This is a genomic window from Anaerotignum propionicum DSM 1682 (genome assembly GCF_001561955.1).
Classification (GTDB): domain Bacteria; phylum Bacillota; class Clostridia; order Lachnospirales; family Anaerotignaceae; genus Chakrabartyella; species Chakrabartyella propionicum.
Genome location: NZ_CP014223.1, coordinates 1,091,219 through 1,115,950, shown reverse-complemented (window position 1 = coordinate 1,115,950; position 24,732 = coordinate 1,091,219). Strand labels below are relative to the sequence as shown.

Annotated in this window: 33 protein-coding genes; 5 read left to right on the top strand and 28 right to left on the bottom strand. The window is 37.1% G+C overall.

Going from position 1 to position 24,732, the window contains the following annotated elements; all coding sequences use genetic code 11:
- Positions 1-104 precede the first annotated feature (104 nt).
- The 18 genes from CPRO_RS05325 to CPRO_RS05250 form a co-directional block, all read right to left on the bottom strand.
- Entirely contained in the window at positions 105-956 is an 852-nt protein-coding gene (locus CPRO_RS05325; protein WP_066048740.1) for a phage minor head protein, read from the bottom strand.
- Positions 946-2,220 carry a phage portal protein gene (locus CPRO_RS05320; protein WP_066048738.1) on the bottom strand — a complete coding sequence of 425 codons (1,275 nt, stop codon included), beginning with the start codon at positions 2,218-2,220 and terminating at the stop codon, positions 946-948. Before CPRO_RS05320 ends, CPRO_RS05325 begins: the two co-directional genes overlap by 11 nt.
- Complete coding sequence (locus tag CPRO_RS05315) at positions 2,220-3,431, bottom strand: PBSX family phage terminase large subunit (protein WP_096348678.1); 1,212 nt, start codon at positions 3,429-3,431, stop codon at positions 2,220-2,222. Before CPRO_RS05315 ends, CPRO_RS05320 begins: the two co-directional genes overlap by 1 nt.
- Positions 3,421-3,921, bottom strand: a complete 501-nt coding sequence (locus tag CPRO_RS05310; protein ID WP_066048732.1) for a terminase small subunit — start codon at positions 3,919-3,921, stop codon at positions 3,421-3,423. The genes CPRO_RS05315 and CPRO_RS05310 overlap by 11 nt, the downstream gene beginning before the upstream one ends.
- A 285-nt stretch (positions 3,922-4,206) precedes the next feature.
- Positions 4,207-4,770, bottom strand: coding sequence for a tyrosine-type recombinase/integrase (locus CPRO_RS05305; protein ID WP_330383871.1), 564 nt, complete (start codon positions 4,768-4,770; stop codon positions 4,207-4,209).
- A 120-nt stretch (positions 4,771-4,890) separates the two neighbouring features.
- Positions 4,891-5,277 carry a hypothetical protein gene (locus tag CPRO_RS05300; protein ID WP_066048729.1) on the bottom strand — a complete coding sequence of 129 codons (387 nt, stop codon included), beginning with the start codon at positions 5,275-5,277 and terminating at the stop codon, positions 4,891-4,893.
- Positions 5,274-5,444 carry a hypothetical protein gene (locus CPRO_RS15245; protein WP_157881636.1) on the bottom strand — a complete coding sequence of 57 codons (171 nt, stop codon included), beginning with the start codon at positions 5,442-5,444 and terminating at the stop codon, positions 5,274-5,276. The genes CPRO_RS05300 and CPRO_RS15245 overlap by 4 nt, the downstream gene beginning before the upstream one ends.
- Complete coding sequence (locus CPRO_RS05295; RefSeq protein ID WP_066048727.1) at positions 5,441-5,869, bottom strand: hypothetical protein; 429 nt, start codon at positions 5,867-5,869, stop codon at positions 5,441-5,443. Before CPRO_RS05295 ends, CPRO_RS15245 begins: the two co-directional genes overlap by 4 nt.
- A 4-nt stretch (positions 5,870-5,873) precedes the next feature.
- Positions 5,874-6,050 carry a hypothetical protein gene (locus CPRO_RS15240; protein ID WP_157881635.1) on the bottom strand — a complete coding sequence of 59 codons (177 nt, stop codon included), beginning with the start codon at positions 6,048-6,050 and terminating at the stop codon, positions 5,874-5,876.
- Between the two features lie 17 nt (positions 6,051-6,067).
- Positions 6,068-6,454 carry a TFIIB-type zinc ribbon-containing protein gene (locus CPRO_RS05290; RefSeq protein ID WP_066048724.1) on the bottom strand — a complete coding sequence of 129 codons (387 nt, stop codon included), beginning with the start codon at positions 6,452-6,454 and terminating at the stop codon, positions 6,068-6,070.
- 40 nt (positions 6,455-6,494) lie between these two features.
- Positions 6,495-7,295 (bottom strand): Lin1244/Lin1753 domain-containing protein, encoded by an 801-nt coding sequence (locus CPRO_RS05285; protein ID WP_066048721.1) that lies wholly within the window; start codon positions 7,293-7,295, stop codon positions 6,495-6,497.
- A 10-nt stretch (positions 7,296-7,305) separates the two neighbouring features.
- Entirely contained in the window at positions 7,306-7,551 is a 246-nt protein-coding gene (locus CPRO_RS05280; RefSeq protein WP_066048719.1) for a hypothetical protein, read from the bottom strand.
- Between the two features lie 56 nt (positions 7,552-7,607).
- On the bottom strand, positions 7,608-7,934 hold the full coding sequence (locus CPRO_RS05275; RefSeq protein ID WP_066048716.1) for a hypothetical protein: 327 nt from the start codon (positions 7,932-7,934) through the stop codon (positions 7,608-7,610).
- Positions 7,915-8,259 (bottom strand): hypothetical protein, encoded by a 345-nt coding sequence (locus CPRO_RS05270; RefSeq protein WP_066048713.1) that lies wholly within the window; start codon positions 8,257-8,259, stop codon positions 7,915-7,917. Before CPRO_RS05270 ends, CPRO_RS05275 begins: the two co-directional genes overlap by 20 nt.
- Positions 8,256-8,492 carry a hypothetical protein gene (locus CPRO_RS05265; protein WP_066048710.1) on the bottom strand — a complete coding sequence of 79 codons (237 nt, stop codon included), beginning with the start codon at positions 8,490-8,492 and terminating at the stop codon, positions 8,256-8,258. Before CPRO_RS05265 ends, CPRO_RS05270 begins: the two co-directional genes overlap by 4 nt.
- Entirely contained in the window at positions 8,489-8,683 is a 195-nt protein-coding gene (locus CPRO_RS05260) for a hypothetical protein (protein ID WP_066048707.1), read from the bottom strand. Before CPRO_RS05260 ends, CPRO_RS05265 begins: the two co-directional genes overlap by 4 nt.
- Before the next feature lie 31 nt (positions 8,684-8,714).
- Positions 8,715-8,888: a transcriptional regulator gene (locus CPRO_RS05255; protein ID WP_066048704.1), complete on the bottom strand. Its 174-nt coding sequence runs from the start codon at positions 8,886-8,888 to the stop codon at positions 8,715-8,717.
- An 11-nt stretch (positions 8,889-8,899) separates the two neighbouring features.
- A complete protein-coding gene (locus CPRO_RS05250) occupies positions 8,900-9,100 on the bottom strand; it encodes a helix-turn-helix domain-containing protein (RefSeq protein ID WP_066048701.1) in 201 nt (66 codons plus the stop codon).
- Positions 9,101-9,314: 214 nt separating this feature from the next.
- On the opposite strand from CPRO_RS05250, the gene CPRO_RS05245 reads away from it, so the two are divergent.
- The 4 genes from CPRO_RS05245 (at position 9,315) to CPRO_RS05230 (ending at position 11,953) form a co-directional block, all read left to right on the top strand.
- On the top strand, positions 9,315-9,746 hold the full coding sequence (locus tag CPRO_RS05245; protein ID WP_066048698.1) for a helix-turn-helix domain-containing protein: 432 nt from the start codon (positions 9,315-9,317) through the stop codon (positions 9,744-9,746).
- A 10-nt stretch (positions 9,747-9,756) separates the two neighbouring features.
- The gene (locus CPRO_RS05240; protein WP_066048696.1) at positions 9,757-10,185 is read left to right on the top strand and encodes an ImmA/IrrE family metallo-endopeptidase; all 429 of its coding nucleotides are present in this window, start codon (positions 9,757-9,759) and stop codon (positions 10,183-10,185) included.
- A 111-nt stretch (positions 10,186-10,296) separates the two neighbouring features.
- Positions 10,297-10,764, top strand: a complete 468-nt coding sequence (locus tag CPRO_RS05235) for a DUF4352 domain-containing protein (protein ID WP_066048693.1) — start codon at positions 10,297-10,299, stop codon at positions 10,762-10,764.
- A 133-nt stretch (positions 10,765-10,897) separates the two neighbouring features.
- A complete protein-coding gene (locus CPRO_RS05230; protein WP_066048690.1) occupies positions 10,898-11,953 on the top strand; it encodes a site-specific integrase in 1,056 nt (351 codons plus the stop codon).
- Between the two features lie 75 nt (positions 11,954-12,028).
- On the opposite strand, the gene CPRO_RS05225 is transcribed toward CPRO_RS05230, so the two are convergent.
- The 8 genes from CPRO_RS05225 to CPRO_RS05190 all read right to left on the bottom strand — a co-directional run bounded on the left by CPRO_RS05225 (position 12,029) and on the right by CPRO_RS05190 (position 18,037).
- Positions 12,029-12,757 (bottom strand): YebC/PmpR family DNA-binding transcriptional regulator, encoded by a 729-nt coding sequence (locus CPRO_RS05225; protein WP_066048687.1) that lies wholly within the window; start codon positions 12,755-12,757, stop codon positions 12,029-12,031.
- A gap of 174 nt (positions 12,758-12,931) precedes the next feature.
- The gene (spoVAE, locus tag CPRO_RS05220) at positions 12,932-13,288 is read right to left on the bottom strand and encodes a stage V sporulation protein AE (protein WP_066048685.1); all 357 of its coding nucleotides are present in this window, start codon (positions 13,286-13,288) and stop codon (positions 12,932-12,934) included.
- Entirely contained in the window at positions 13,285-14,319 is a 1,035-nt protein-coding gene (gene spoVAD, locus CPRO_RS05215; protein WP_066048683.1) for a stage V sporulation protein AD, read from the bottom strand. Before spoVAD ends, spoVAE begins: the two co-directional genes overlap by 4 nt.
- A gap of 7 nt (positions 14,320-14,326) precedes the next feature.
- Positions 14,327-14,773, bottom strand: a complete 447-nt coding sequence (gene spoVAC, locus CPRO_RS05210; RefSeq protein WP_066048681.1) for a stage V sporulation protein AC — start codon at positions 14,771-14,773, stop codon at positions 14,327-14,329.
- Positions 14,774-14,906: 133 nt separating this feature from the next.
- On the bottom strand, positions 14,907-15,332 hold the full coding sequence (locus CPRO_RS05205; protein WP_066048679.1) for a stage V sporulation protein AB: 426 nt from the start codon (positions 15,330-15,332) through the stop codon (positions 14,907-14,909).
- On the bottom strand, positions 15,329-16,015 hold the full coding sequence (locus CPRO_RS05200; RefSeq protein ID WP_066048676.1) for a stage V sporulation protein AA: 687 nt from the start codon (positions 16,013-16,015) through the stop codon (positions 15,329-15,331). The genes CPRO_RS05205 and CPRO_RS05200 overlap by 4 nt, the downstream gene beginning before the upstream one ends.
- 91 nt (positions 16,016-16,106) lie before the next feature.
- A complete protein-coding gene (locus CPRO_RS05195) occupies positions 16,107-16,811 on the bottom strand; it encodes an MgtC/SapB family protein (protein ID WP_066048674.1) in 705 nt (234 codons plus the stop codon).
- Positions 16,812-17,239: 428 nt separating this feature from the next.
- Complete coding sequence (locus CPRO_RS05190; protein WP_066048671.1) at positions 17,240-18,037, bottom strand: undecaprenyl-diphosphate phosphatase; 798 nt, start codon at positions 18,035-18,037, stop codon at positions 17,240-17,242.
- 315 nt (positions 18,038-18,352) lie between these two features.
- Here CPRO_RS05190 and CPRO_RS05185 point away from each other — a divergent pair, with 315 nt between their 5' ends.
- On the top strand, positions 18,353-19,972 hold the full coding sequence (locus tag CPRO_RS05185; RefSeq protein WP_066048669.1) for a DEAD/DEAH box helicase: 1,620 nt from the start codon (positions 18,353-18,355) through the stop codon (positions 19,970-19,972).
- A gap of 159 nt (positions 19,973-20,131) precedes the next feature.
- Here the strand turns inward: CPRO_RS05185 and adhE are convergent, their stop codons facing one another.
- Together adhE and CPRO_RS05175 are read right to left on the bottom strand one after the other, a co-directional pair.
- On the bottom strand, positions 20,132-22,774 hold the full coding sequence (adhE, locus tag CPRO_RS05180; protein ID WP_066048666.1) for a bifunctional acetaldehyde-CoA/alcohol dehydrogenase: 2,643 nt from the start codon (positions 22,772-22,774) through the stop codon (positions 20,132-20,134).
- 774 nt (positions 22,775-23,548) lie between these two features.
- Positions 23,549-24,484 carry a LysR family transcriptional regulator gene (locus tag CPRO_RS05175; protein ID WP_066048663.1) on the bottom strand — a complete coding sequence of 312 codons (936 nt, stop codon included), beginning with the start codon at positions 24,482-24,484 and terminating at the stop codon, positions 23,549-23,551.
- Positions 24,485-24,732: the final 248 nt, after the last annotated feature.

Below are 24,732 nucleotides of genomic sequence, written 5' to 3'. Positions count from 1 at the left end.
TCCTTTCGTCTCCGTTGTTTAACCGTATCCGATATTTTCCGTTTGTTCTTTTACGCCTACACCCGAAAAAGGCAATAAAAAAGCATCTGCTACACGGCAAATGCTTAATTATGTTTTTTATTTTTGAGAGCTGCTTCATATCTTGCATACTCTCCGTTTTCTTTCGCAATCTCTAAAAATGTTTTCTTTGGTGTGATAGGCCTTATGGTACATCTACAATTCGGATGATGTACTGCTTCCATGGTTTCCAGCAACAGGGGGCTTTTACGGCTCTCCTTGCTGATTCTTGCGCATTCCTCACAATTCCTATCATCATCAGAGTAAATATAATAACCATGGGTGTAGCCATTGGCGTTAAAGGACTGTTTTTGACCATCGTTAATCACTCTCATGGTTTCTGTTCTGACCAGTCTGTCGGCATTGCGGAAGGAAGCTTTTTCAATGCTCATGATATGCTTTATAGCACTGTCCTTGCTCTGCCCACTTGCGACAACATCCTGTATATTCTTTTCAAGATTCTTTAACAGGCTATTGCGGTTATTCCATATTCGTTTTGAAAAGTTGGCTCCCTTTAAATTTGCATTTACAACCTCTTCCATGACATAAGTATTCTGTAAGCCCCATTTCACAGTCTGCCCAAAGGCTTCACTTGTTTTACCGAAAGCTTCCCGATATGCCGATTCAAGGCCACCACTGACAATCTCAATTTCTTTTTCGCCGTAGCTTTGAAGAATGGTATTAATCTCCCGCATAAGTTCAGCATAACGACCATAGGCATACAGGTTTGTTGTGGAAATACCTCCATCCTCTATCATTTTCAAATAAAGGCCTGTAACTCGGTTTTGTATCTCCTGAGATTGGCTTCTATATATCTTTCGTAACTCCTTAAGCATTTCTTCGCTGCTTCTATCAAAAGCTTTATCCGCTAGTCGTTTCCCCCAATAATCAGTGCTCATTAAAATCACCACCATAAATATCTGGAATATTGTTATTCTTTTTCGCCTGTTCAACCTCCCATGCGGCATCCTGCACAAAAGGAAGCTGACTAATAAGGGTTTCTTCTGATACCAGCCCTCTAAGTAAATTAATTGTTTGAGCTGTCTCAAGACCATTCTCTGGTAAGCTGGTTATAAAAACAATGTCCACATAAGAGGGTACGTTCAATCCCTTAATATCCATAATGCCGTATATGAGCTTATTTCTTTCCAATATGGATACTTTAAATTTCCGTTGCTTATTGGCAATATTATTTAAAGTTCCAAGTAGCTTATATTTCATGGCTACGCCTGAGACATTGTTAGCAAAATTATTATCACTCATATCTGGGGTAAAGCTTAGTTTATGAATATCACTGACAAGGCGATTCTTTTCAATGTCATTGTCTGCGTTCTGACTGTCTTTCAGTATAAAAGATGGGTTTAGGCCATCCCCGTAAAGCACACGATTTTCTTTCATGCTTTTTACATCCTCTGTATCCACGCTGTCGGTATTTAAAAATAGATACGCATTGTTGAAGTAATCATTTTCATTGATTGTGTCACTTTCCAGCATGTCATAAGCATCAATGAGAGAGATTACCTTTTCAAAGTCCCCCTTCAAATCATCATTATTCTTGTACACTACAACGGGAATATCGGCGAACACATGAAACTGCTCTCCTGTGAAAACACTGTTTCTATAGCTTTTTACGCTGTCCCTACTGTAAATCTCTATGTACTCATTTTGAATGTTGTCCCTTGTGACCGTAGTCCAAAACCTTATGCAGAACAAAAGCTTGCATGAAATATCATCACTGTACACAAGAACCGTTTGCTTATTATCCAGCACGGCAAATTTAATCTGGGCATCTTCATCAAGGTAGGTGAGCTGCACCCCATACCCGTATATACTGCAATTGGTGGCAAGATTGATATTGCTATCTTCTTCCCCTGCTGTTTCAAGGATACTGTTGAAATCCTCCAATTCATCCTCACTGTTATAAGTGACGGGAGAACCTAAGAACATAGCCACATTGGTAGTTGTAACGTAGTCCCCAAAGCTATGGGATATTTTATTGTTGGGCTTGCTGGTATCCTCAAATACACGCCTATTAATATCATTATCATTCTTATAATACTGTTGTAGCCGTTTCAGCCTTGGAAGTTGCCCCGTTGTGAATTTATCAATGTAATATTTGGCTAGAGATAAATTCATTTCACTTTCTTTGTCAATATAGAACACTATAATGCCCCCTTTGGTAATGTTCCCATCTTCCCTTTAATAATCTGCATGGAATACCTTAATGCATCAATGTAGTGATTGAATTTGTCTACAGGCTTATTAACATATTCGTTGGTATTCCTGTCTTTTTCCCAACTGTAATTTTGAAACTCTGTTATCACCCCTGTACACTTTGGATGGACATATATTTTATACTGCTGTAATTGCTGAATACCGAATAACACGCTATCACTACCCTTAGCACACTTTTTAATTTTCGGTACTCCCGCCCTGCGTATTTCTTCAATACTCTTTTGCTCTGCACAATCTGCCATAATAATATTTTTGCTGTACCCCAAGCTTTTTATAATATTGGCTATATCAGGATTCAAAAGCCCTATATCTCCGTATTCATCAAAGATATATAATTCTCTTGCCTTGGTGTCACATAGGCTGACAATCAAGGCTGTAGGGTCGTTGGTGAAACCAAAGTCTAACCCTGTAAGGGTAGTATATTGCTTTGTGACAATCAGTTCATTAACATCAAACTCTTTCTCTTCCCAATTTGAGAACACAAGCTTATCAAGGCTACAGAATTCACCCAAAGCATAAATTTTATAGTAGGTGTAATTTGTTTCCTTCATATGCTCCAAGCTATCTACATAGGCCTGTGGTAGAAATTTATTGTCCAGATAAGTTGTTTTAAGCACAAAGGCATCTGTAGGCTTTGCAAAGAAAAGCTGATAGCACCAGTTAGCTTTTGACACTGGGTTAAAGGAAAGGAACATTTGAAGGTTTGGGGTTTGCGCTCTTAGACGCAAATTAAGCTGGGTGAAATCATCCATACTTATTTCCGTCGCTTCTTCAATCCATATATCCGTAATGCCTGTAATGGACTTGATTTTTTCGCTATCGTCCATTCCTTTAAATAAAAATAAGCTGCCATTTGGTAGCTCAATATCAGAGGTGCTTTTATTAAATTTGCATTTGTCCCATACCCCTAAGCCATTAAGCGTCTGCTTCATGAGGTCAACACAACTATCTTTTAAAGTTCTTGCAACCTTTCGTATGACCAGTATCTTTCTTTTCCCCCTTAAGGCCTTTATTGCAGTTTTCTGTGCCACAAATACAGACTTACCAGAACCAGCACCACCATAATACACTTCGGTACGGTTTTTATAGTTTCCCAGATACGGAAGATATGCACCATTGATATTTAAATCAACAATCATCAAAATCACCATTAACTTTAATCTCAATAGGCTCTGTATTTATATCAACCTTTTCTCTAAACATTCCAAGATGCTTTCCAAGCAGTTCCAAGGCTTTAACTTTGTTATGCATTTCTATATTTCTTTCTGTCCCCCCTCCGCTCTCTGTCTCAAAAGATTTATACTTTACGCCTGACACTGCTGCTGCATCATCAGGGCTAAAAGTTTCTTTTACTTTTGCTTTGTTCAAATCCATAAAATCACTTGGATTGATGAAAGCTATCCTTGCTAACTCAGTGATTATTCTATCTTGACTCACACCCGTCCTGCGTGACCGTTCAGCCATTGCAATATCAATAGCATTCTTCACCTTAGTTTTCTTCATAAGCTTACAAGCAATGCTCTGCGCACTCACTGTGGAATACCCTGCCCTTATGGCTGCCTGTGTTGCGTTGAGGTCAAACAAATATTCCTCTACAAATCTCCTTTCTTGGTTTTTTAAATCATCCATTCAATCACCCTTTCCCGTTTATTCATCAATATTCATTTTGGCACTACGGAAAGAAACTTGCACTTAGTTGCCATTTTTAAAGGCATTCTGCCAAATATCAAAAAGGCCGTTTTCACAGAACCCTTTAAAACCAATGAATATTATTAAATTTCTCATATTCTCACTTATTCATAGTACCGATACTGCATAGCTAATTAAAATACCTAAAACCCAGCTTTTACAGCCTTTTCCCCCTTTTCTTTTTTTCAGTTCTTCTATCACTCGTTTTGCATATGTCTAAAATTTTTAATATCGAAATTTTTTAACTGCTGCGTCCTTTTCGTCTTGCTCAATACACAAATAAATAAGCGTTTCTCGGGGCGTTGAGTGATTATAAATCTTTTGTAACGTAGCTATATCACCGGTTGCTTTGTAATAATGATAGCCAAAAGTTTTCCGCATGGAATGACAGCCTAAATTATCTTCGTCGAAATCGTCTGCAATTTTTTTCATGATTTTTAGTGCCATATCTCTAGTGATTGGTTTTTGTTTTCCCAGCTTATCACTTTGGCGGCTCCGAATCAAATAGTCATCTGGTTCCTTATCTTTGCAGTACCATTTCAATTCTTTTTTCAGTTCATCATTAATCAATAACTTTTGTGTTTTTTTTGTTTTTTTCTCCTTCACTAAAAAATGTGTTTTTCCTTTTACGTCCTTCACTTTCAAAGAAAGAATGTCACTAATTCGTAGACCGCTATAAATGCCAAGGGCAAAAAGAATGTAATTTCTTTCATTGGAAAGCTTCAGATACTTGCAGATATTTTTTACTTTTTCCTTACTTTTTATCGGGCTAACACTTACAATAATCAATCACCTCCCATCAAAAAAACCGCCTTAAGGTTTTAAGGCCTTAAAGACGGTTCTTGGAAATACCAATATTTTCACAGTACCATGATATCATAAAAGCTGCACTTCTTTTCCCCTTTTTTTCTAAATTTTCTTTTTATCAAGGACTATGTAAAAATTTTCAACCAATCTATAAAAATAATTTCTCCCGCAAGGAGCATCTAGATAAGCATATTCAATGCCCTTTGTGACATATTTCAGAACAAATCTATATAGATCACCACTTGCTTTTATCGCTGATTGTTCTATGATTTCAATGTCATTTTTAAGAGAAATTAACCTCATTGCCCGTTCTTCGGTCGGATTGCCGTTGTCTGTTCCCTTTGGCATATCACTATATCTAACCCCTGATAGATAGGTCAACTCTTTTATTTTTTCTTTTTTATGCGGATACTGCTTGCAAAAGTACCTTAATTCCATGTGCCTATCTGCTGTAATCCCTGCTTTTTCAAGCCTTTTATTTTTTCTCAATCTACAACCCCCAAATCCGCATTATCATAATGCAACTTACACCTTTTGCATTCTTCGCAAGGTTCATCATCTTCGCTTGATTTCCCGAAACCCTCACATTTTCCACCATAATTGTTCGGGATTCCAAATCTTCTCGACAGTTTACAGTTTTTAATTGTTCGCTTCATGACTTCACCACCCTAAAATCATATAGAACTTTCCCTGCATCATCAAAATAAACCATTTGATAGTGGGGATGGCAATTAAAAATTCCATCCTCAAACTTCACATCGAAATTGCAGGAGCGATTGTCTCCGACAATAAAACCTCTTTTCCCCTCAAGTTCTACCGTTGTACCATAATCAATAAGAGGAACACCCCTATATTTTTTGGTTTCTTCAAAGCTTTCGGACTTTTTGTAATAATCTTCTTTTCGGGCTTTGCGCAGGCACTTGCAACTCTCTACAAATCTAAGATAATGCCCAAAATCTTCAAATAAATCAGCCAGCTCTCTGAAATGCTCATACTTTGCCTTGCTAGGCGTTTCAGCATTAATCAATGTAAAATGGCCGTCTGCATCATAACCCTTTAGTGTTATCTTGTAAGTGTTCAACTCTTCACCCCTCATAAAATATATCAATCAAATACCGCATCGCCTTTAACAACTCATCTTTTGTAACAGAATGATGTGAGGGCATGTCCACAACCTGTGTAATTGCTTCAACCCTATCATCATCAGAAAATTTTTTATTTTCCAAATTTTTTACAATCATCACCGCTGTACTTAATTGCATAAGTAACTCCCCCTATCCTACTCCCAAATTTTAGGCAATTCCTTCACCTTCGCCGAATATGTAACTTGAACATTTCTTGTAACCTCTAAAATAGCCCCACATCTGCCGCATTGATATTCTTCATTTTCGTCATCCTCTTCCCAACTATCATAATCAACGTACCCACATATCGGACAAGTAATATCATTTTCATGATAGGACTTCTCTTTTTCAACATTGAATCGCCTTAGCTCATTGGCTGCACCATATTCTTTATTAGCTGCCACAATTCCCAGAGAGTAATACTTCCCATTAAGTTTAAAAACCTCATACAGGTCTGGCGCAAAATCAATTGTACCCAAGTACGGGTTTTGCTCAACATTCATATAATCTACTTTTCTAGCATCAGCACTATAAATTTTCATTTTATAACCTCCAATCAAGCTATATTCCGCATAGACACTTTTAAACTTTTCCCGTTCGCATGTGATACTCTGCAAGCTGTTCCATATTGGTAACGCCCTCTTTAGCTAAATTTTTTAATACGCCCATAGCATAAGCCAATGTTTTCTTGTTTTTTTCTGCTGATTGAAAGAGAGCATATTCCACGATTTCACTATCATTCTGAGACAACAACAACGACAATCTTTCTTTTTCTGCATCTGTGGGCGAGTAACCAAAGTTCTTTTTAAAAATAGCACTTCCATCAACAGCGTTGTTGTCGTCGTTTTGTTTTGTATCATGTAATTTTGTTTCATTTCCTTTCATTTCTTTTGTGTGGTTTTTCTCGGATAAACTATGGTTTTTCTCGGGTAAACGGCTGTTTTTATTGGATTTATCCTCATTATGGGTAAGCTTAATAAAGGACGCTGTCTCGTCAGTCCCCAAAAGCCAGATTTCACAATTAACATCAATCTGCCTTTTAAGGCCTTTGCAAGCCTCCTGATACCTTCTCTGTATTGCGGGTGAAGTTATGACAGTGTCCCCATTAACAAGTATGCTTGTGAGCAGTGACCTACTAAAGAAGAATGCCATAACTTGCTTTATAAACCCTTCGCTGAGATTTAAGTCATTCATTGCATTATCTTCGCTATCTTCATCCCAGCGTATATAATATCCCTCTCTATATATCTCTGTGAGCATATACAGGTAGAACATTACCCCATCACCGTTATATCTTACCTTCAAAGCCTTAATCTTCTTATCTGAGAAAAAATCCACGTCAAAAGGAAAATACATTAATCCTTTTTTTATAGGACGTGCCATTTTTTCACCCCTAAAGCATTTTTAATATTTCTTCTAAAAAATTTTTGATTCCTGCTAATTTCTCGTTATCGTTTGCCCTACAAATAAACCAATGACTTTTCTGTGTTGCTGAGACCATTGATAAACCGTTCTTTCTTTCGTAAATCCTCACTTCAAATCGGTTAATTTTGCCGTTATACTCAAACGAAACATAAAAGCTATTTTCGTTGCAGCACTGTACACAGAGGTCAACAACTTCAAGTAGCTCCCTGTTCATCCAACAATCCCCCTTTGACAATTTTCAATGAATCTGATATTATCTAAGTGATTTACTTATTTGTGTCCTCTTTTGGAATTGCCGTTCCTTGGGGACTTTTTTATTTTCTGTGTGGCTTCATCAATCTGACGTATCAGCACACAGGTAAACGTAAAAATCAAAATCCATTTCAAGATGATTCTATACTGCAACAAAGATTCAATAAAAATAATGAACGCTATGATAGCCACGAAGCAGAATAACCATAAAGACAATATTTTTATAGTTGCTACAGCTTTCAAAGCTCTTGCCTTTCTGGTTTTCTTCTGTTCACGCTTCATGCGACTTTCATTTCTACGCCTGTCTGCGTTAATATGTACAGGGTCATTCTGTAGGTTGTACATCGGCATCAGCTCCTTGTTTATTTTTGCGGTAGCTTTCAACCTCTTTCATAATATCTGTAATGGTTGTACCATCTGCGGACGCACTATTTACCATCTGAATATTAACAACCATGCTATCGCCAATATTTTTGCACAAAGTAACTCCGTAATTTTCCTTAACCAGCTCTATCCCCGTCTCAATAGCTGCACTTACAACGCACTGAGCCAATTCCTCATCCATTTCACCAATTGTTTCAAAAACTCCTGTAATAGCACACGCCAGTTCAGTACAAATCACTCCTAATTTTCCCTCTACATCTACAGAACCTTTATTAACTTTAATCATTTTAAATCTTCCTTTCTTGGTCGTCTCATGCCGTGCCACTTTCCAAAGAAAGCATACACGGAGTAGTTTCTATTATTTTTTACAGCGTCCTGCTTGTCCCTAAAACGGTCGCAGTCAGGGCAATAATACCCACGACTGGTATCTCGTTCTAAATCAACGTTCCACCGTTCACCACAACGGCTACAGCAAATATAGCGGTACCCTGTGCGCATCGGTGGAGAAATGGTTGTCATAGCTGACCACCCACTTCATATTTTTTCGATTGTTGCAAAAACTCTGCTTCTTTCAACATATCTGAATACGACCGATACGGTATGATAAAGGAAACCTTGTCACGTTGGACTAATGCATCCTCCATGCATTGCTTGTCCATAAATTCAGCAATTTCAGACGGCGTACCGTCAATTATAGTTATTAATTTCATATTGCCCTCCTTAGATTGCTCGTCCTGCTAACTAGGATATATTGAAACGTTCCTCAAAGTATTTCTTCGGAATGCGTCCCCTCATAGTCATAAAACCTTTTTTTGTAAGTTCATCATTTAATTGACGCATAATCATATATGCCTTGCTTTCACTGCATTTTAGACAAACCATAATATCCTTATAAGTGTAGTATTTGCCATCCAAAAAGACCCCTCCTATTCTTTATTAGTTGTGGCTTGTCCAATTAATTCATCAATACTTAACCCTGTAACCTTGGACACTGCTATTAAGCTGTCAACTCTTGGCGTTGATTTCTCCCAACCTCCAATAGTTCCATTTCCTAAACCGCACTTTTTTTCAAGTGCGTATATAGGTATGTCATTTTCTTTACACCAAGCTCTAATTTTTTCTAGCAAAAAAACACCTCCCTCTTTAGACAAATTCCTAAAATGACATTGACTTTTTTTAGATTATAGTCTAAGATAAATGTACCACCAATTACAGAGACTACTCTAAAACTAAAACCTAAAACTTAGACTTAAGTCTAAGTTGTGTTTTTAGTATAAGGAGTTATCTCTCATTTGTCAAGCTCTTTTTTAGACTTATTTCTATATTCTTTGGGAGGTAACAATGAACACCGTTGAATTAGTAAAAAAAATATGCAAAGATAGAAACATTCCAATCTCACGACTTGAACGAGATTGTGGGTTTGCAAATGGTTACATTAGAAAATTAAAAGAGGGAAAGTTTCCATCCGACAGGCTTTTAACCATAGCAAACTACCTTGATGTAACTGTTGATTATTTAATAAATGAGGAAGAATCTCAACAAATAGGACAGTATGCATTAAACGATAGAGACAACAAAGACATTGCAAAAGATATGGAAGCAATCAGAAAAAAATTAACCAGCAAAAGTGATGGTCCCGCTAGTTTTGACGGAGAAAATATTGACGAAGCTGAAATAGACCTTGTGTTGGGAAGTATCGAAGTGATGTTAAAAAGACTTAAGCGGATAAATAAAGAAAAATATAACCCTAATAAGAACAAGGACAAAAAGTAGGTGCTAATTATTGAAGAGTGTCAAACAAGTTGCTGAATACTACAAAAGAAAATTTGGGACTTCTAATCCATTTGAAATTGCTGAATTTTTAAATATTGAAGTGCTATTTGATAGCTTCAATAAATGCTCTGGCTGTTATTTGTTCATAAAAAATCACCGATGTATCTTTATAAATCAAAACCTTGAACACAGAGAAAAGATGCTCGTTATGGCGCATGAATTAGGACATGCAATACTACATAGAAATCAAAATTGTTATTTCATTAGGAATAAAACATACTTATTGTGTTCTAGAACCGAAAGAGAAGCAAATTTATTTGCTGTAAATCTATTGATTACCGACGAGGAATTGAGAGAATACGAATCATGTTCTATAGACCAACTGTCTATGATTTTTGGATTAAACCGTAAGTTGATAGAATTGCGATTAGGAAAATAAAAAATCCCCCACAGTACCGCTAATACCATGAGGGATAAGATTGATGGAAGCCAACCCTTAATACCATTATATCTTTATGGGATATATTGTCAATCAAAGGGAGGAAATGTAATGAAAAAATTTGCTATGGTTATGTTAGTTTGTGCAATGGCTTTATCTGGATGTGGAAGTAATTCAGACACACCAAAAGACGGGGAGCCCGTACAAGATTCACAGGTAGCTAACGATGACAATGCCGCTGCTTCACCGATACAAGTCACATTAAATGGCACTACTACAACAAAAGAGGATAAATGGGATGAACTCAAAGAGGGTAAAGAGCTGCTTCTTGTCGATGTAACTCTGCAAAACAACACAGAAGAAACTTATGATTTCAATCCAAATTATGTGTACATCGAAGTTGAAAACGAAAAGGTGTCTTGCTCTGATTTGTTACCAGCAGAAGGAGAAACCCTTGGGAGCTGTAGCCTTGAAGCAGGCAAAAACACAAGTGGTATAATCCCATTTGAAATTGAAGAAGGTACAACAGATTACAAAATTTATTTTGATGATGTTGACAACCAATTTGAAGTAAAGTAAAAATAAAAAAGCCCCTCCTGCGCCAACAGGAAGGACTAAAAACAGCGGTCATTAAACCACTTTAAACCAAGAAAAGTATACCATAAGACCGCCTTATTTGCTATACCCAAAATACAAAAGGAGGTCTATTTTTATGCCAGTTTATAAGGATGATAAGCGTAATTCGTGGTTCTGCACATTTTACTATACTGATTGGCAAGGAAACAAAAAGAAAAAGAAAAAAGAAGGTTTCAAGCTTAAGAGAGAAGCGCAGGACTTTGAAAGAGAATTTATTAAGCAGCAATCAGGCTCATGCGATATGACGTTTAAATGTATGACAGAGCTTTATATGAAGGATTGTAAAAATGTATTAAAACCAACCTCTTTCGAAGTTAAAAAATCAATCGTTGATAATCGAATTATCCCCGAGCTTGGAGATATGCCCATCAACCAAATCACACCAAACACGCTAAGACAGTTTAATAATAAGCTCCTAGAAAGTAATGAATACAGCAATTTATACTTAAAAAAAGTGAATGGCCAAATATCATGCATATTTAATTTTGCAGTTCGTTACTATAATCTATCTTCAAACCCTTGTAAAATATATGAAGGTATACAAGGCAAACCGAAAGCAGATATACAATTCTGGACACTAGAGGAATATAAGAAATTTATTGCTTCTGTAAAAGAGCCTGAATACAAATTAGCCTTTGAGATATTATTCTGGACAGGAATGCGTTCTGGGGAACTATTAGCACTCACCGTTGGAGATATTGACCTAATTAAGAAAGAAATATCAATAAGCAAAAATTATGCTAAACTCCATAAAGAAGAGCTGATTTTAACACCTAAGACAAAGAAAAGTAAAAGAATAGTAGAAATCCCTATTGCTTTGTGTGAAGCAATACAAGAATATCTATCGCATATATATGACTGTGGAAAAAGTACCCGTCTCATTACTGCCAGCCGCCCAACCTTGCGTGTGGTGCTAAATAAATACGCTGAGGCCGCAGGAGTGAAACAAATACGTATACACGATTTAAGGCACTCTCACGCATCTTTGTTAATAGAAATGGGATTTCAACCCCTTGTAGTAGCGGATAGATTGGGGCATGAAAATATAAAAACAACTTTAGAAGTTTACAGTCATTTATACCCCAATAAGCAAACTACCGTATGCGAAAAACTAGATGCTTTAATGAAATAGTACGTTTTTAGTACGCATAGACAAAAAATAAAGCCGCAAACCCTGTATATTCAAGGTTTACGGCTATTTTATTTATTATTCATCCCAATTATGGTAAGTATTTTGAACATCATCATCCTCATCCAATAAATCCAAAAGCTTTCGCATTTTCTTTATATCTTCATCTGACTTAAGTTCTGTATATGTCTGCGGAATCATGGTTACCTCAGCAGATGCCATAGGTACTCCTGCTGCTTCCAATGCCTCTCTAACGGCTGAAAAATCATCAGGGGCAGTTACTACTTCAAAGCTATCTTCTTCTGCGGCAAAATCTTCGGCGCCCGCATCCAAAGCCAGCATCATCAGCTCTTCCTCATCGATCTCAACCTCTTCTTTATCAATAACAATTAAGCCTTTTTCGTCAAACATAAAGGAAACACAGCCTGATGTTCCCATATTTCCTCCGCCCTTTGTAAATGCATTTCTAACATTTGCAGCAGCACGATTTCTATTTTCAGTAAGGGTTTCAACAATAACTGCAACCCCTGCCGGTCCATAACCTTCGTATCTTATTGTTTCGTATTCAACGCCCTCTTCATTTCCCGCTGCTTTTTTAATACTTCTATCAATGGTATCGTTGGGCATATTATTAGATTTACATTTGGCAATAATATCTCGCAGTTTGCCATTACTCAATGGATCGGGTCCACCTGACTTTACCGCCACTTGAATTTCTCTACCTAACATGGTAAAAATTTTCCCTTTTGCTGCGTCGTTTTTTTCCTTCTTGTGTTTAATATTCGCAAACTTCGAATGTCCTGACATTAGGAATCCTCCTCCATAAATTTCATCAAAATATTTTACCATTTTTTCCGACATTTTTCAAGAAAAATTGCTCATATCCCCTTTTAACTTTCGTATCGCCAAATCTTACATATTTTCAAACTAAGAAAAAGCAAAGTCCTATCTTTCGATAAAACTTTGCATCAAATTCAATCTTCACTTTTCTTTTGGATTTGCAACCAAAGCAACTATAAAGGCTGATACCACTGCTGCCGTTATCCCTCCTGCGGCGGCTTTCAAGCCCCCTGTAAGAATGCCGAGAATTCCCGCAGAATCCACCTCTTTCATAACACCTTCAGCTAATCGAAATCCAAAACCTGTTAAAGGAACTGTGGCTCCTGCACCACCAAACTCCTCTATAGGCTGATAAAACCCCAAACCCCCAAGAATACAGCCAATACAAACATACATAACCAAAATTCTACCGGAAGTTAATTTTGTCTTATCAATTAGAATCTGACCGATTACACAAATCAATCCTCCCACTAGAAATGCTTTTAAAAAGGCAATCATTGCTTTACCCCCTTTTCGCCGCACCCTTCAATACAAACACCATGGGCAATACCGGGAATGCTTTGCCCCTGTTGTGAAGAGGTTGGGCTGAGCAAGGCTCCCGTTGGAATAAAGAGCATTCTGCCAATTGCCCCCGACATTAGCTTAGGATAATAATATCCACAAAACGTAACTGCTGAGCAGGCACATCCGCTACCGCCATTATGGGTATCTTGCTTATTTTTATCAAAAATCTCGATGCCACAGTCGGTATAACGCCCATCCAGGGTGTAGCCTTCCTTTTTCATCAAATCCACAACCAAGCTACGCCCAATTTCTCCTAAGTCACCTGTAGCTATGACATCATAATCTTGGGGAGTTCTTCCTGTATCTTGAAAATGGTTCAAAAGTACATCTACTGCAGCCGGTGCCATTGCGGCTCCCATATTGTTCGCATCCGTAATTCCCATATCCATAATTTTACCGGTAGTAATCTCTGTAATGCATGGGAAATTACCTTTCCTGCCCAACACAACAGATCCATCCCCTGTTACTGTCCAAGATGCGGTGGGAGGTCTTTGATTCCCCAAAGCCAGAGGTGCACGAAACTGCTTTTCAGCCCCACAAAAATGGCTAGAGGCTCCAACCAAGGTATGATTGGCATAACCACCGTCAATTAACATTGCGCCTAAGCTCATGGACTCGCCCATAGTTGAGCATGCACCAAATAACCCAAAAAAAGGAATCTGAAAATTCATGATACCAAAGGTAGATGCAGTACACTGGTTCAACAAATCTCCACAAAGGAGGTAGTCGATATCATTCATCTTAAGCCCAGCCTTTTTCACGGCAAGCTGCATATTTTCTTGTATAAAATGGCTTTCCGCAAGCTCCCAGCTCTTCTCACCAAAAGTGGAATCTTCAACAATTTTATCAAAATATTTGCCTAAAGGACCCTCGCCCTCTTTTTTGCTGACAGTAGATGCCGCAGACAGAATACGTACGCCTTCATTTAGTCTTACAGTTTGTTTTCCAATTCTTTTCGCATTCATTCTTTCATCACCTACCTACAAAATAATAGATTAATCCCACTATCATGGATGTAAAAGTGCCATAAACAATGACAGGACCAGCTAAAATAAACATTTTAGCTCCTGTTCCGAAGATCAAGCCTTCTTTCTTGAATTCAATTGCCGGAGCAACAACGGAATTGGCAAATCCTGTAATAGGCACAATGGTTCCGGCACCACAATGCTTACCCAGCTTTTCATATAGCCCCAGTCCTGTTAACACCGCCGATATAACAACCAAAGTAACGGAAACCAAAAGCGCTGCCTCATCTTCTTTATAACTTTTGCTAAAATAGTCTAATAGTATTTGACCAAAACCACAAATTAAACCGCCAGAAAAAAAAGCCTTCACACAATTCGAAAAAATCGGACTGTTTGGAGATGCTTTTTTTACCATCTGATCATATTCTTTCTTCGCACGTTTGCTCGTGTCCATTTTATGCCCTCCTTTATAAGCAGGTATCTTATACTGCTCAAAATTAGTATTTTCAAGTATACAAAAAAAATACCTTTATTTCATATCCTCTTATATTTAGAAAATTTCTTATCCGATTACAAATTCCTCTTGTTTAGACCACATAAAACCCATCAACACAAAAATATAATATCGATCCCAACATTTTGCCCAATGCAAAGCATAATAACATCCAAGGAAGACCTTTTGCAATGCGGCTACGCCGTAGCAAAATTGGCATTACATTTAGAACCTCTGCCAAAGCCATGGCCAAAACTCCGATAAAAATTCCTATCGCAAGAGCATACCCTCCAACTAATATAGGAATTGAAGGAAGACGAAAATCAATAAACATCGTTATTGTACCAAATAATCCACCAAGCAAAATTATATCTTCATATAAAGGAATATATTTTTCTGTTATGCTTCTTTGTGCCATACGAGGAATAATGCCTATTGCTGCGATAAATGCAAAAACACCTGCTGAAACAACAACTCCCGAGGAAAAACCGAGGATAATCAACAAAGCCTTTGCCATCATTTCCCTGCGCCTCCCCCTCTGCTTCTTTTGTTCAGCTTATCTACAACACTTGCATTCGTTTCTTTTTCATAAGTGGTCATTTCGATCTCAATTGGTGTTGGGTCATCAGTAACTTTAAATTTTGAAAAATGATTAAAGAAAATCAATACTCCCACTACCAAGCCGATGGAATATGGTATAGACAAAATCGCCGGCATATCCACGTTCTCACCGAAAAACAAATAATAATAGTTTTGAAAAATCAAAGGTAACTGGGTATCTGTATGAAAGCACATAATTGTTGTGGACGCACCTGCAAATAAAATAATACACATACATATAACCTTTATAACTTCAAAAACTTTATTCTTTTTTTTATCTTTTTGATGATACTCTACTAGAATATCCATTTCTCCCACATTAGAAACCGTTGCATCAGGATATTGATGATTAATAGCCCGTATAACATCCAATACGGATATTAAATAGGTAGAATCTCTATCCTTTGGTATCTGAAATACAACTATACCCTCGATATTTCCTTTGGTTTGTCCTCCAACAAAAACTTCAGCTATATCCTTCAAGAAAACAACCTTTCGTTCAATAATTTGTGCCTTCTCTATCGGTTTGATATAAATGTCCATTCCCACGCCCTCCAAATGGATTTTATTATGTTCATAATTTCCATCAAATACATTCTTCATGAGCCACACTTCTTTTAAATACAATAAAAAAAGAACCCAAAACAGGACTCTGTCTTGGGTTATTATGCCGCTCTTTATCAAATTCATTCTATTAGATTTTAAAACTTTTCACCGCCGGATCATCTGCCAAAAATCCTGTTAAGTCAGTACAAGTAACAATTGTATTTCTTGTAATATCTAAAACAACGGTTACTGTACCATCAGGGTTTTTTTCCATTTCCATATGCATAATATCAATATTCCTTGCCTTTAACTCATTTTTTATAAAATCCATTTCAGAGGGGGCATGATAAAAGGTGATTAAAATTGTATCATCATATGATTTGTCGTTTTTATTAAAATTGCTATGAAGAAAAACTTGTATAATGGGAATAAAAATTGTAGTAAATATACCTATGGAATACATGCCGGCTCCGATAGCTAAGCCAATACCTGCCATTGCCCAAAGTCCTGCGGCAGTTGTCAAACCTTTGATTGAAATATTTTTTACAAAAATAACACCTGCACCTAAAAAGGATATACCGGTGATAACATTTGAAGCAATCCTAGACACATCGACACCAATCCCTGCAGTGGTAATTACATCATAAAAACCATATTTAGATACAATCATCATCAAAGTTGCGCCTACTGCTACAATTACATGGGTACGAATGCCTGCCTCTTTCCGCCGTCTTGTTCTCTCATATCCAACAATTCCGCCACAAATACACGCGATAATAATCCGAAGTATAAACTCTGCATTTCCCTGCAGACCAAGTATGGATTCCTCTAGAAATAATTGTTTCAAAAACATATGTCTCGCCTCCTGCCGTTCTTACAATATATTATCAAATATAGCAAAAAAGGTTGCTATTTTCAAACCCTTTGGTGAGCCACAACCAATTTTTTGCATCTTCCTACCATAATAGCATTGTACAAAATAATATGATACATAATTTAGAGTAAATCTAATCCCTTCAAAAACATTTTCTTATAAAAAAATAACAGCCCGCTTGCTTGGCAGATAATTGTCTTGCATACAGGCTGATGTGTTTTAAAAATATTAACTAGCTTATCTCCAAAAGATTTACAAATGAAAACAAAGAAAGGAATGTTTAAATGAGGGTACTGGCATTGAAGATATTTTGCCCATGGACTGGGATAACACGCTTTCACTAACCTTTCGTTGCCATTGAAGTAGCTTGATAAATAAATTAATATTTCCTAAAATCGAGTTGGATTTTATTTTACTATGATATGTAAAACAAACTGATCTAAAATTAAAATACTGCCTAAAATAAACACATATGCAGAGAACCATTTCAACTTTCCATTTTTAATCACACTTACCATGAAACGAATTGCAAAATAACCTGATATGGCAGCAACAATAAATCCTGCAATCATTGGTATTAATCCAATTGCCTCTGTCAATACAACCTTCCCTGTTATCATATCCTTAATGGTAAGGACCATACCACCCAATATCGCCGGAATGGATAACAGAAAGGAGAATCGAGCAGCATTCTCTCGATCCATATTTCTGCCAAGGCAGGCACTAATTGTCATACCGGAACGGGAAACGGCAGGTAAAATCGCTACACCCTGCATTAAGCCAACCACTAAGGAATCAAAAATTGACATATTACGAATTTTCTTTCTACCACCTTTACGACTATCTGCATAAAGAAGGATACAACCGGTAAAAATAAAATTAAATCCAATAAATTTTCCTGAACCAAAAATGGAATCAAAAGTATCATTAAACAATAATGCTATAATTACCGTTGGAATTGTCCCGGCAATCAGCAATGCCGTGGTACGCTGAAAGGGGTGACAAATCAAAGCCCAAATATCCTTCCAGTAATATACAAATACAGCAATCAGTGTGGCAACATGCAGCAAAATAGTAAATGCTTGTGTTGCTTCATGCATGCCAAAAAGATTTTGGAGCAACACCAAATGTCCCGAACTGCTTACTGGCAAAAACTCTGTTAGCCCTTGGATTAAGCCTAAAACAATGGCTTCAATTATCTGCATTATCAAAATTCCTCCTATTTCTAAACTTTTCTTGTATATTAGTAACAATTTATTATATAACAGAGAATTCTCCCTTGCAAATAATATTTTTCCCTGTTAATATATAGTTTGCGGTTTTATTTTTAGAACCCCATAAAAACAGTGCTTTAAAAGGGATTTAAAATAGGTATATTAACGAATCTTCAGAATATGCCAATTGCGAAAGCACTCATAACTAAATTTGTAGTCGAAAGAAAACGTGGAGGGCGACCTCTGACAAGCAACTTCCTTTTTTGTGGTTCTCTTCGGCTCAGGAAAGAAGAAAGGAAACAAAGAATGGAGCATTTAAAATTTCAAGACTTAGATTTATCCCCCGAAATCTGCAAAGCAGTATTGGACATGGGGTTTGAAGAAGCAACACCAATTCAATCCATGGCAATCAGTGTAGTAAAAGAAGGTAGGGATGTAATCGGTCAATCTCAAACAGGAACCGGTAAAACTGCGGCTTTCGGTATCCCCTGTTTAGAGCGCGTAAACCCCGATGATAGGCGTTTACAGGCATTAATTCTCTGCCCGACCAGAGAACTGGCAATTCAAGTTAGTGAAGAATTCAGAAAGCTTTTGAAATACAAGGAAAATATTCGTGTATTACCAATCTATGGCGGTCAGCCAATCGATAGACAGATTGCTGCCTTAAAAAAAGGTGCTCATGTAGTAATTGGTACACCCGGCCGTGTAATGGATCATATGCGCCGTCGCACTTTAAAAATGGAAACAGTTCAAATGATGGTACTAGATGAAGCCGATGAAATGCTGGATATGGGCTTCCGTGAAGATATTGAAATGATCTTGACTAAAATTCCAGAAGACCATCAGACACTGTTATTTTCAGCAACATTATCCCCTGAAATTTTGGATATTACCAGAAGATTCTTGAAAGACCCAGAGTTTATAAAGGTTGTTCGTAAAGAATTAACGGTTCCCAATATTGAGCAAGCTTACTTTGATGTAAAGGAAAAAACAAAGCTGGATGCTTTGACCCGCATCATTGATGTATATGACCCTCGTCTGGCTATGGTTTTTTGTAACACCAAAAAACGTGTAGATGACGTGGTTGAACTTTTGCAAGGCCGTGGTTATTTTGCTGAAGGTCTTCATGGAGACTTAAAACAGCCTCAGCGTGATAAGGTTATGCAGAAATTCCGTAACGGAACCATCGAGATTTTGGTTGCGACGGATGTTGCTGCAAGAGGTATCGACGTTGATGATATCGACGTTGTATTTAACTATGATGTTCCTCAAGATGAAGAATATTATGTACACCGAATTGGTCGTACAGGTCGTGCAGGAAAATCCGGTAAGGCTTTTACCTTCTGCGTTGGTAAGGAAATTTATAAGCTTCGCGATATTATGCGCTATACAAAAACAAAAATCGCACAGCAAAAACTCCCTACTTTAAGCGATGTGGAAGAAATGAAAACCAATATCTTTTTAGATAAATTGAAAGATACTATGAATGAAGGTCATCTAACCAAATATATCAATTTGGTTGACCGCTTAATGCAAGAGGATTTTACAGCCATTGATATTGCGGCAGCTTTATTAAAAAATCACCTTTCAAACGTAAATGTTGATGAATTGGATGTTTTAGATGATATCAATTTAGGCGGAACTGAGGTTTATGGCGGCGATGACGAAAAGATGGTTAGACTCTTCATCAATGCTGGCAAAAAGAATAAAATTCGTACCAAAGATATTGTAGGCGCTATTGCAAACGAAACCGGTGTTCCCGGCAAAGTATTAGGTGCCATCGATCTATATGACGACTACGCCTTTGTTGATATTCCAAAGGAATATGTGAAAGATGTTTTGGTAGGCATGAAAAATGCGAAAATCAAAAACAAAAGAATTCATATGGAAATTGCGAAAAAAGATAAATCTAAAAAAAATAACTAAAATTGAAATGGATTGCAGTTAAAAAACTGCAATCCATTTTTACTTTTTAGCATAGCAAAAAATATTTTATCATCTAAGAAGGAATAAATTTCAAATAGTAGAAAATAAAAAGACCGTATATTTCTATACGGCCTTCTTAATAAATATGGAGTATGTTAATTATTTACCGTAGTAAGCTGCTAAGTACATTTCTCTAATTTCGCTCATCAGAGGATATCTAGGGTTAGAGCCTGTGCACTGATCATCGAATGCTTCTTCACACATGATGTCCAATTTATCCAAGAATGCTTTTTCGTCAACGCCGTGTTCCTTAATGGATTTAGCGATGCCAACAGTAGCCTTGAGTTCTTCAATCTTAGCGATGAAGTTATCAACTTTTTCTTGATCATCCTTGCCAGTGATACCCAAATATGTAGCGATCTCTGCATAACGTTCTTTTGTATGAGGATACTTATACTGAGGGAAAGTACCCATCTTCTTAGGAACCTCTGCAGCGTTGTATTTGATAACTTCTGTCATCAACAATGCATTTGCAACACCGTGCTGTACATGGTGATGTGCACCTAATTTATGAGCCATAGAGTGGTTTACGCCCAAGAATGCATTGGAGAATGCAATACCAGCGATTGTGGATGCATTAGCCATTCTTTCACGAGCTTCAATATCATCACGGCCATATTTGTATGCTCTAGGCAGGTAATCAAATACCAATTTCGCTGCCTTTAAAGCCAAACCATCTGTATAGTCGGTAGCCAACATGGAAACATATGCTTCAACAGCATGAGTCAATACGTCGATACCGGAGGAAGCTGTCAAGCCCTTAGGCTGATCCAACATCATATCTGCATCACTGATTGCCATTGTAGGCATGATTTCATAGTCAGCGATAGAGTATTTTGTCTGTGTAGAAGGATCTGTAATGATAGCGAAAGGAGTAACTTCGGAACCAGTACCGGAAGATGTAGCGATAGCAACGAAGATTGCTTTCTCACCCATCTTAGGGAATACGAATACTCTCTTACGGATATCCATGAAGCGCATTGCCAAATCAGAGAAGTCTGCTTCGGGATGCTCATACATTACCCACATCATCTTACCAGCATCCATTGCGGAGCCGCCGCCCAGAGCGATGATTACGTCAGGACCAAATTCTTTCATTGCAGCTGCGCCGGCAATTGCACAAGGCAATGTAGGGTCAGGAGTTACATCGAAGAATACATGGTGTGTAATGCCCATTTCATCCAACTGATCTGTAAGGGACTTTGTATAGCCATTCTTAAATAAGAAACCATCAGTTACGATGAATGCTTTTTTTGATTTATATACATCTTTTAATTCTTTTAATGCAACGGGTGTACAACCTTTCTTGAAGTAAACCTTCTCAGGAGTTCTAAGCCACAGCATGTTTTCTCTCCTCTCAGCTACCGTTTTGATATTCACTAATTCATCGATGCCCACGTTGTGTGAAATTGCATTGCCAGCCCAAGAACCACAACCTAAGGTAAGAGAAGGAAGAAGTCTAAAGTTATAAAGGTCGCCAATACCACCATGAGAAGAAGGTGTGTTGATCAAAATACGGCATGTTTTCATTTTTTCTTCAAAACGTTTTACTTTTTCAGGAGCCTTTACAGGATCTACATACAGTACGGATGTATGACCAACACCACCGTCGATAACCAATCTATCTGTAATCTCCATTGCTTCATCAAAAGAGCTTGCACGGTACATCGCCAAAACAGGAGAAAGTTTTTCATGAGCAAATGGTTCTTTTGTAACATCCACTTCTGAAACTTCACCAATGAGGATTTTTGCATCCTTTGGACACTCAATACCAGCCAATTGTGCAATCTGATAAGGGCTACGTCCAACGATTTGAGCATTGATATTGCCAGCTGCATTCAAAATGATTCTGCCAACTTTATTCTTTTCCTCTTCGTTTAAGATATAGCAACCTCTATCAAGGAACTCTTGTCTACATTTATCATAAATTTTATCCATAATTACTACAGACTGCTCGGAAGCACAAATAGTACCATTATCAAATGTCTTGGAGTGAATTACAGAGTTAACTGCCATAAGGACATCGCAGGATTCATCAAACAATGCAGGAGTATTACCATTACCTACACCAACAGCGGGCTTGCCGGAGGAGTAAGCTGATTTAACCATTGCAGGACCACCTGTTGCCAATACCATATCTGCATCTTTCATAACTTCTACAGACATTTCGATGGAAGGTTCGTCAATCCAAGCAAGGATACCTGCGGGAGCACCAGCTTCAACAGCTGCATCCAATACAGTCTTAACTGCTGCGATTGTACAATTCTTTGCTGTGGGGTGAGGAGAAACGATCATACCATTTCTTGTCTTTAAACAGATCAAGCATTTGAAGATTGCAGTAGATGTAGGGTTTGTTGTAGGAACAACCGCTGCAATAACACCGATAGGTTCATAAATCTTCTTGATACCAAATGCAGGATCATATTCCAAAACACCGCAAGTTTGTCTATCTTTAAACGCATTATAGATATATTCGGAAGCAAAGTGGTTCTTTGTAACCTTATCTTCTACAACACCCATCTTGGTTTCTTCAACCGCCATTTTTGCCAAAGGAATTCTGTTCTTGTTGGCTGCAGTTGCTGCCGCCAAGAAAATTTTGTCTACCTGTTCTTGTGTATAAGTAGAAAAAATCCTCTGTGCCTCCTTAACCTCAGCAATTCTGTGCTTTAAGGTCTCAACACTGTTTACGATTTCGGGTCTTTTTGTTTCAGGAGCTGCTTCTTTCTTCTTTTCTACTGCCATTTAAAATCCCCCTTACATAATTTTAGTCTGTTAACATGATTTTTTTCTTTTTTCTATTGTTAAGTGCAGGAACGGTACTGCACGCACTGCCGCATCCCCCATCTATTTTTTGTATATGAAATATAAAATTTAGATGGGGTATTTTTATTGACACAGAGAGCAATACTAGAGGAAAGAATAGATCGCATTGTGCATTTCTTATATTTGACAAAATATATCACATGCAATATTGTGCGCTTTTCCTTCTTGATGCTAATACTAACATCGAAAATCGTTTTAATCAATAAAAATCTTTGTTTCCGTCCATACCGATTAAACGAATAGCCTATATCATTTTTTATATGGACAAAAATTTGTGGTATATTATCATTGTGTTTAAAATTGAAATAGGAAGTGGATTCATGATGTTCATAATTAGTCTTTTTGTACATCCTTTCGTACAAAAAAACTATTTTTACAAAAAAAGTAATTAAAAACCTCTTTATCAAATCCACCTAAATTTGTATGATATTATCAATTTTTTAACAATTCAAAATAATATGCTTTTACATAAAAAAAATATAAAACTTGATTTATTTTTTTTCTTAAAATTTACGAATTCAATTCGCTATTTTTCGACGCTGCTACATAATAAAAAAAAGCTTGCACAATTTCAAATGCAAGCCATAACCAATCAATCATTTGTCACTTAAACGCTTTTATGCCCAATAAATCCATAAGATATTTACTTTAAAACCCATTTTTCAATAAAATCAGTCTTTCTTCCTTGGTCTGTTACAAATAGCAACCAAATTCTCTGGTTTTTTCCCTTAACTTATCCACCAATTGCTTTTCATATTTTTTTGGCACATGATTTTCTTTGAACACCAATACATCTTTCATATACTTAGCGTAAGATCCACACCGTTTTTGTATCAACCCATATTTTTCAAGAGTTTCATCAGGAATAGGTGAAACCCACATATATGTATTTGGAACGGTTGAAAGAATTTCAAATTGACTTGCCCTTTCATAAAGATAAATCACCTTTTTCTGACAGCGTTCTTCTCTGTCATTCTCCGTTAAATCAATATATCCACCTGTAGGAAGTCTTTCATCCCCATGAACAACCTCGATACACCCATCCAAATCGGAATCCGCTCTGATATGTTTATCCGCAATGATACTGTCTTTGGAAGTAAGCAACAAGTAATCAAACTCTAAAATCAATCTATAGGATAAGTCCTTTAGTTTAAATAAAGATAAATAATATCCCTCGTGCATAACATTATACCGAATAATTCCAATGTCATAATGATAATCCAATACATTTTGAATGGTTTTGCTGGAATTTGTTTCACAGTAGTGAATACGCATATTATCGTCCTCATCCAGCGTATTCAAAAAATTAGTAAAAACCTCAGAAATATAGCTGGCTCTTGGTACGGAAATCTTTAGGTTTACCCCGTGGTCGTTAAAATCGGAATATGCATTGGTCAGATTATTGATTTGATATTGAATCTCCTTGGCATGACGCAAAAACCGTTGCCCTTCTCTGGTTGTGATTACACCTTTTGGTGTTCGTCTGAAAATAACAATATCAAATTCTTGTTCCAGCTCTTTCACTGCCCGGCTTAAATTCGACTGTGCAACATAAAGATTTTTTGCCGCCAAAGAAATTGAACCGCATTTATCAATCTCAATTACATATTTCAAGTCTGTGAAATTCATGTAAACCCTCCTAAATCCAATTATAACACGCATATCCGTAATCAAAACACATTGCGCAGATGCAAAAAACAGCATTTTATTCATATTAACGCATATATATCATTTATTATAAAACACAATTGTTCAAAAATCCAGACATTCCATAGTTTTCTATCTGTTTCTTGTAATTATCTACATAAAACAGCTTAGGCGAAGTCTTTTCTTGCATCTCGTTCCACATCTCACTTTGGCACATATCTCCATAAAAT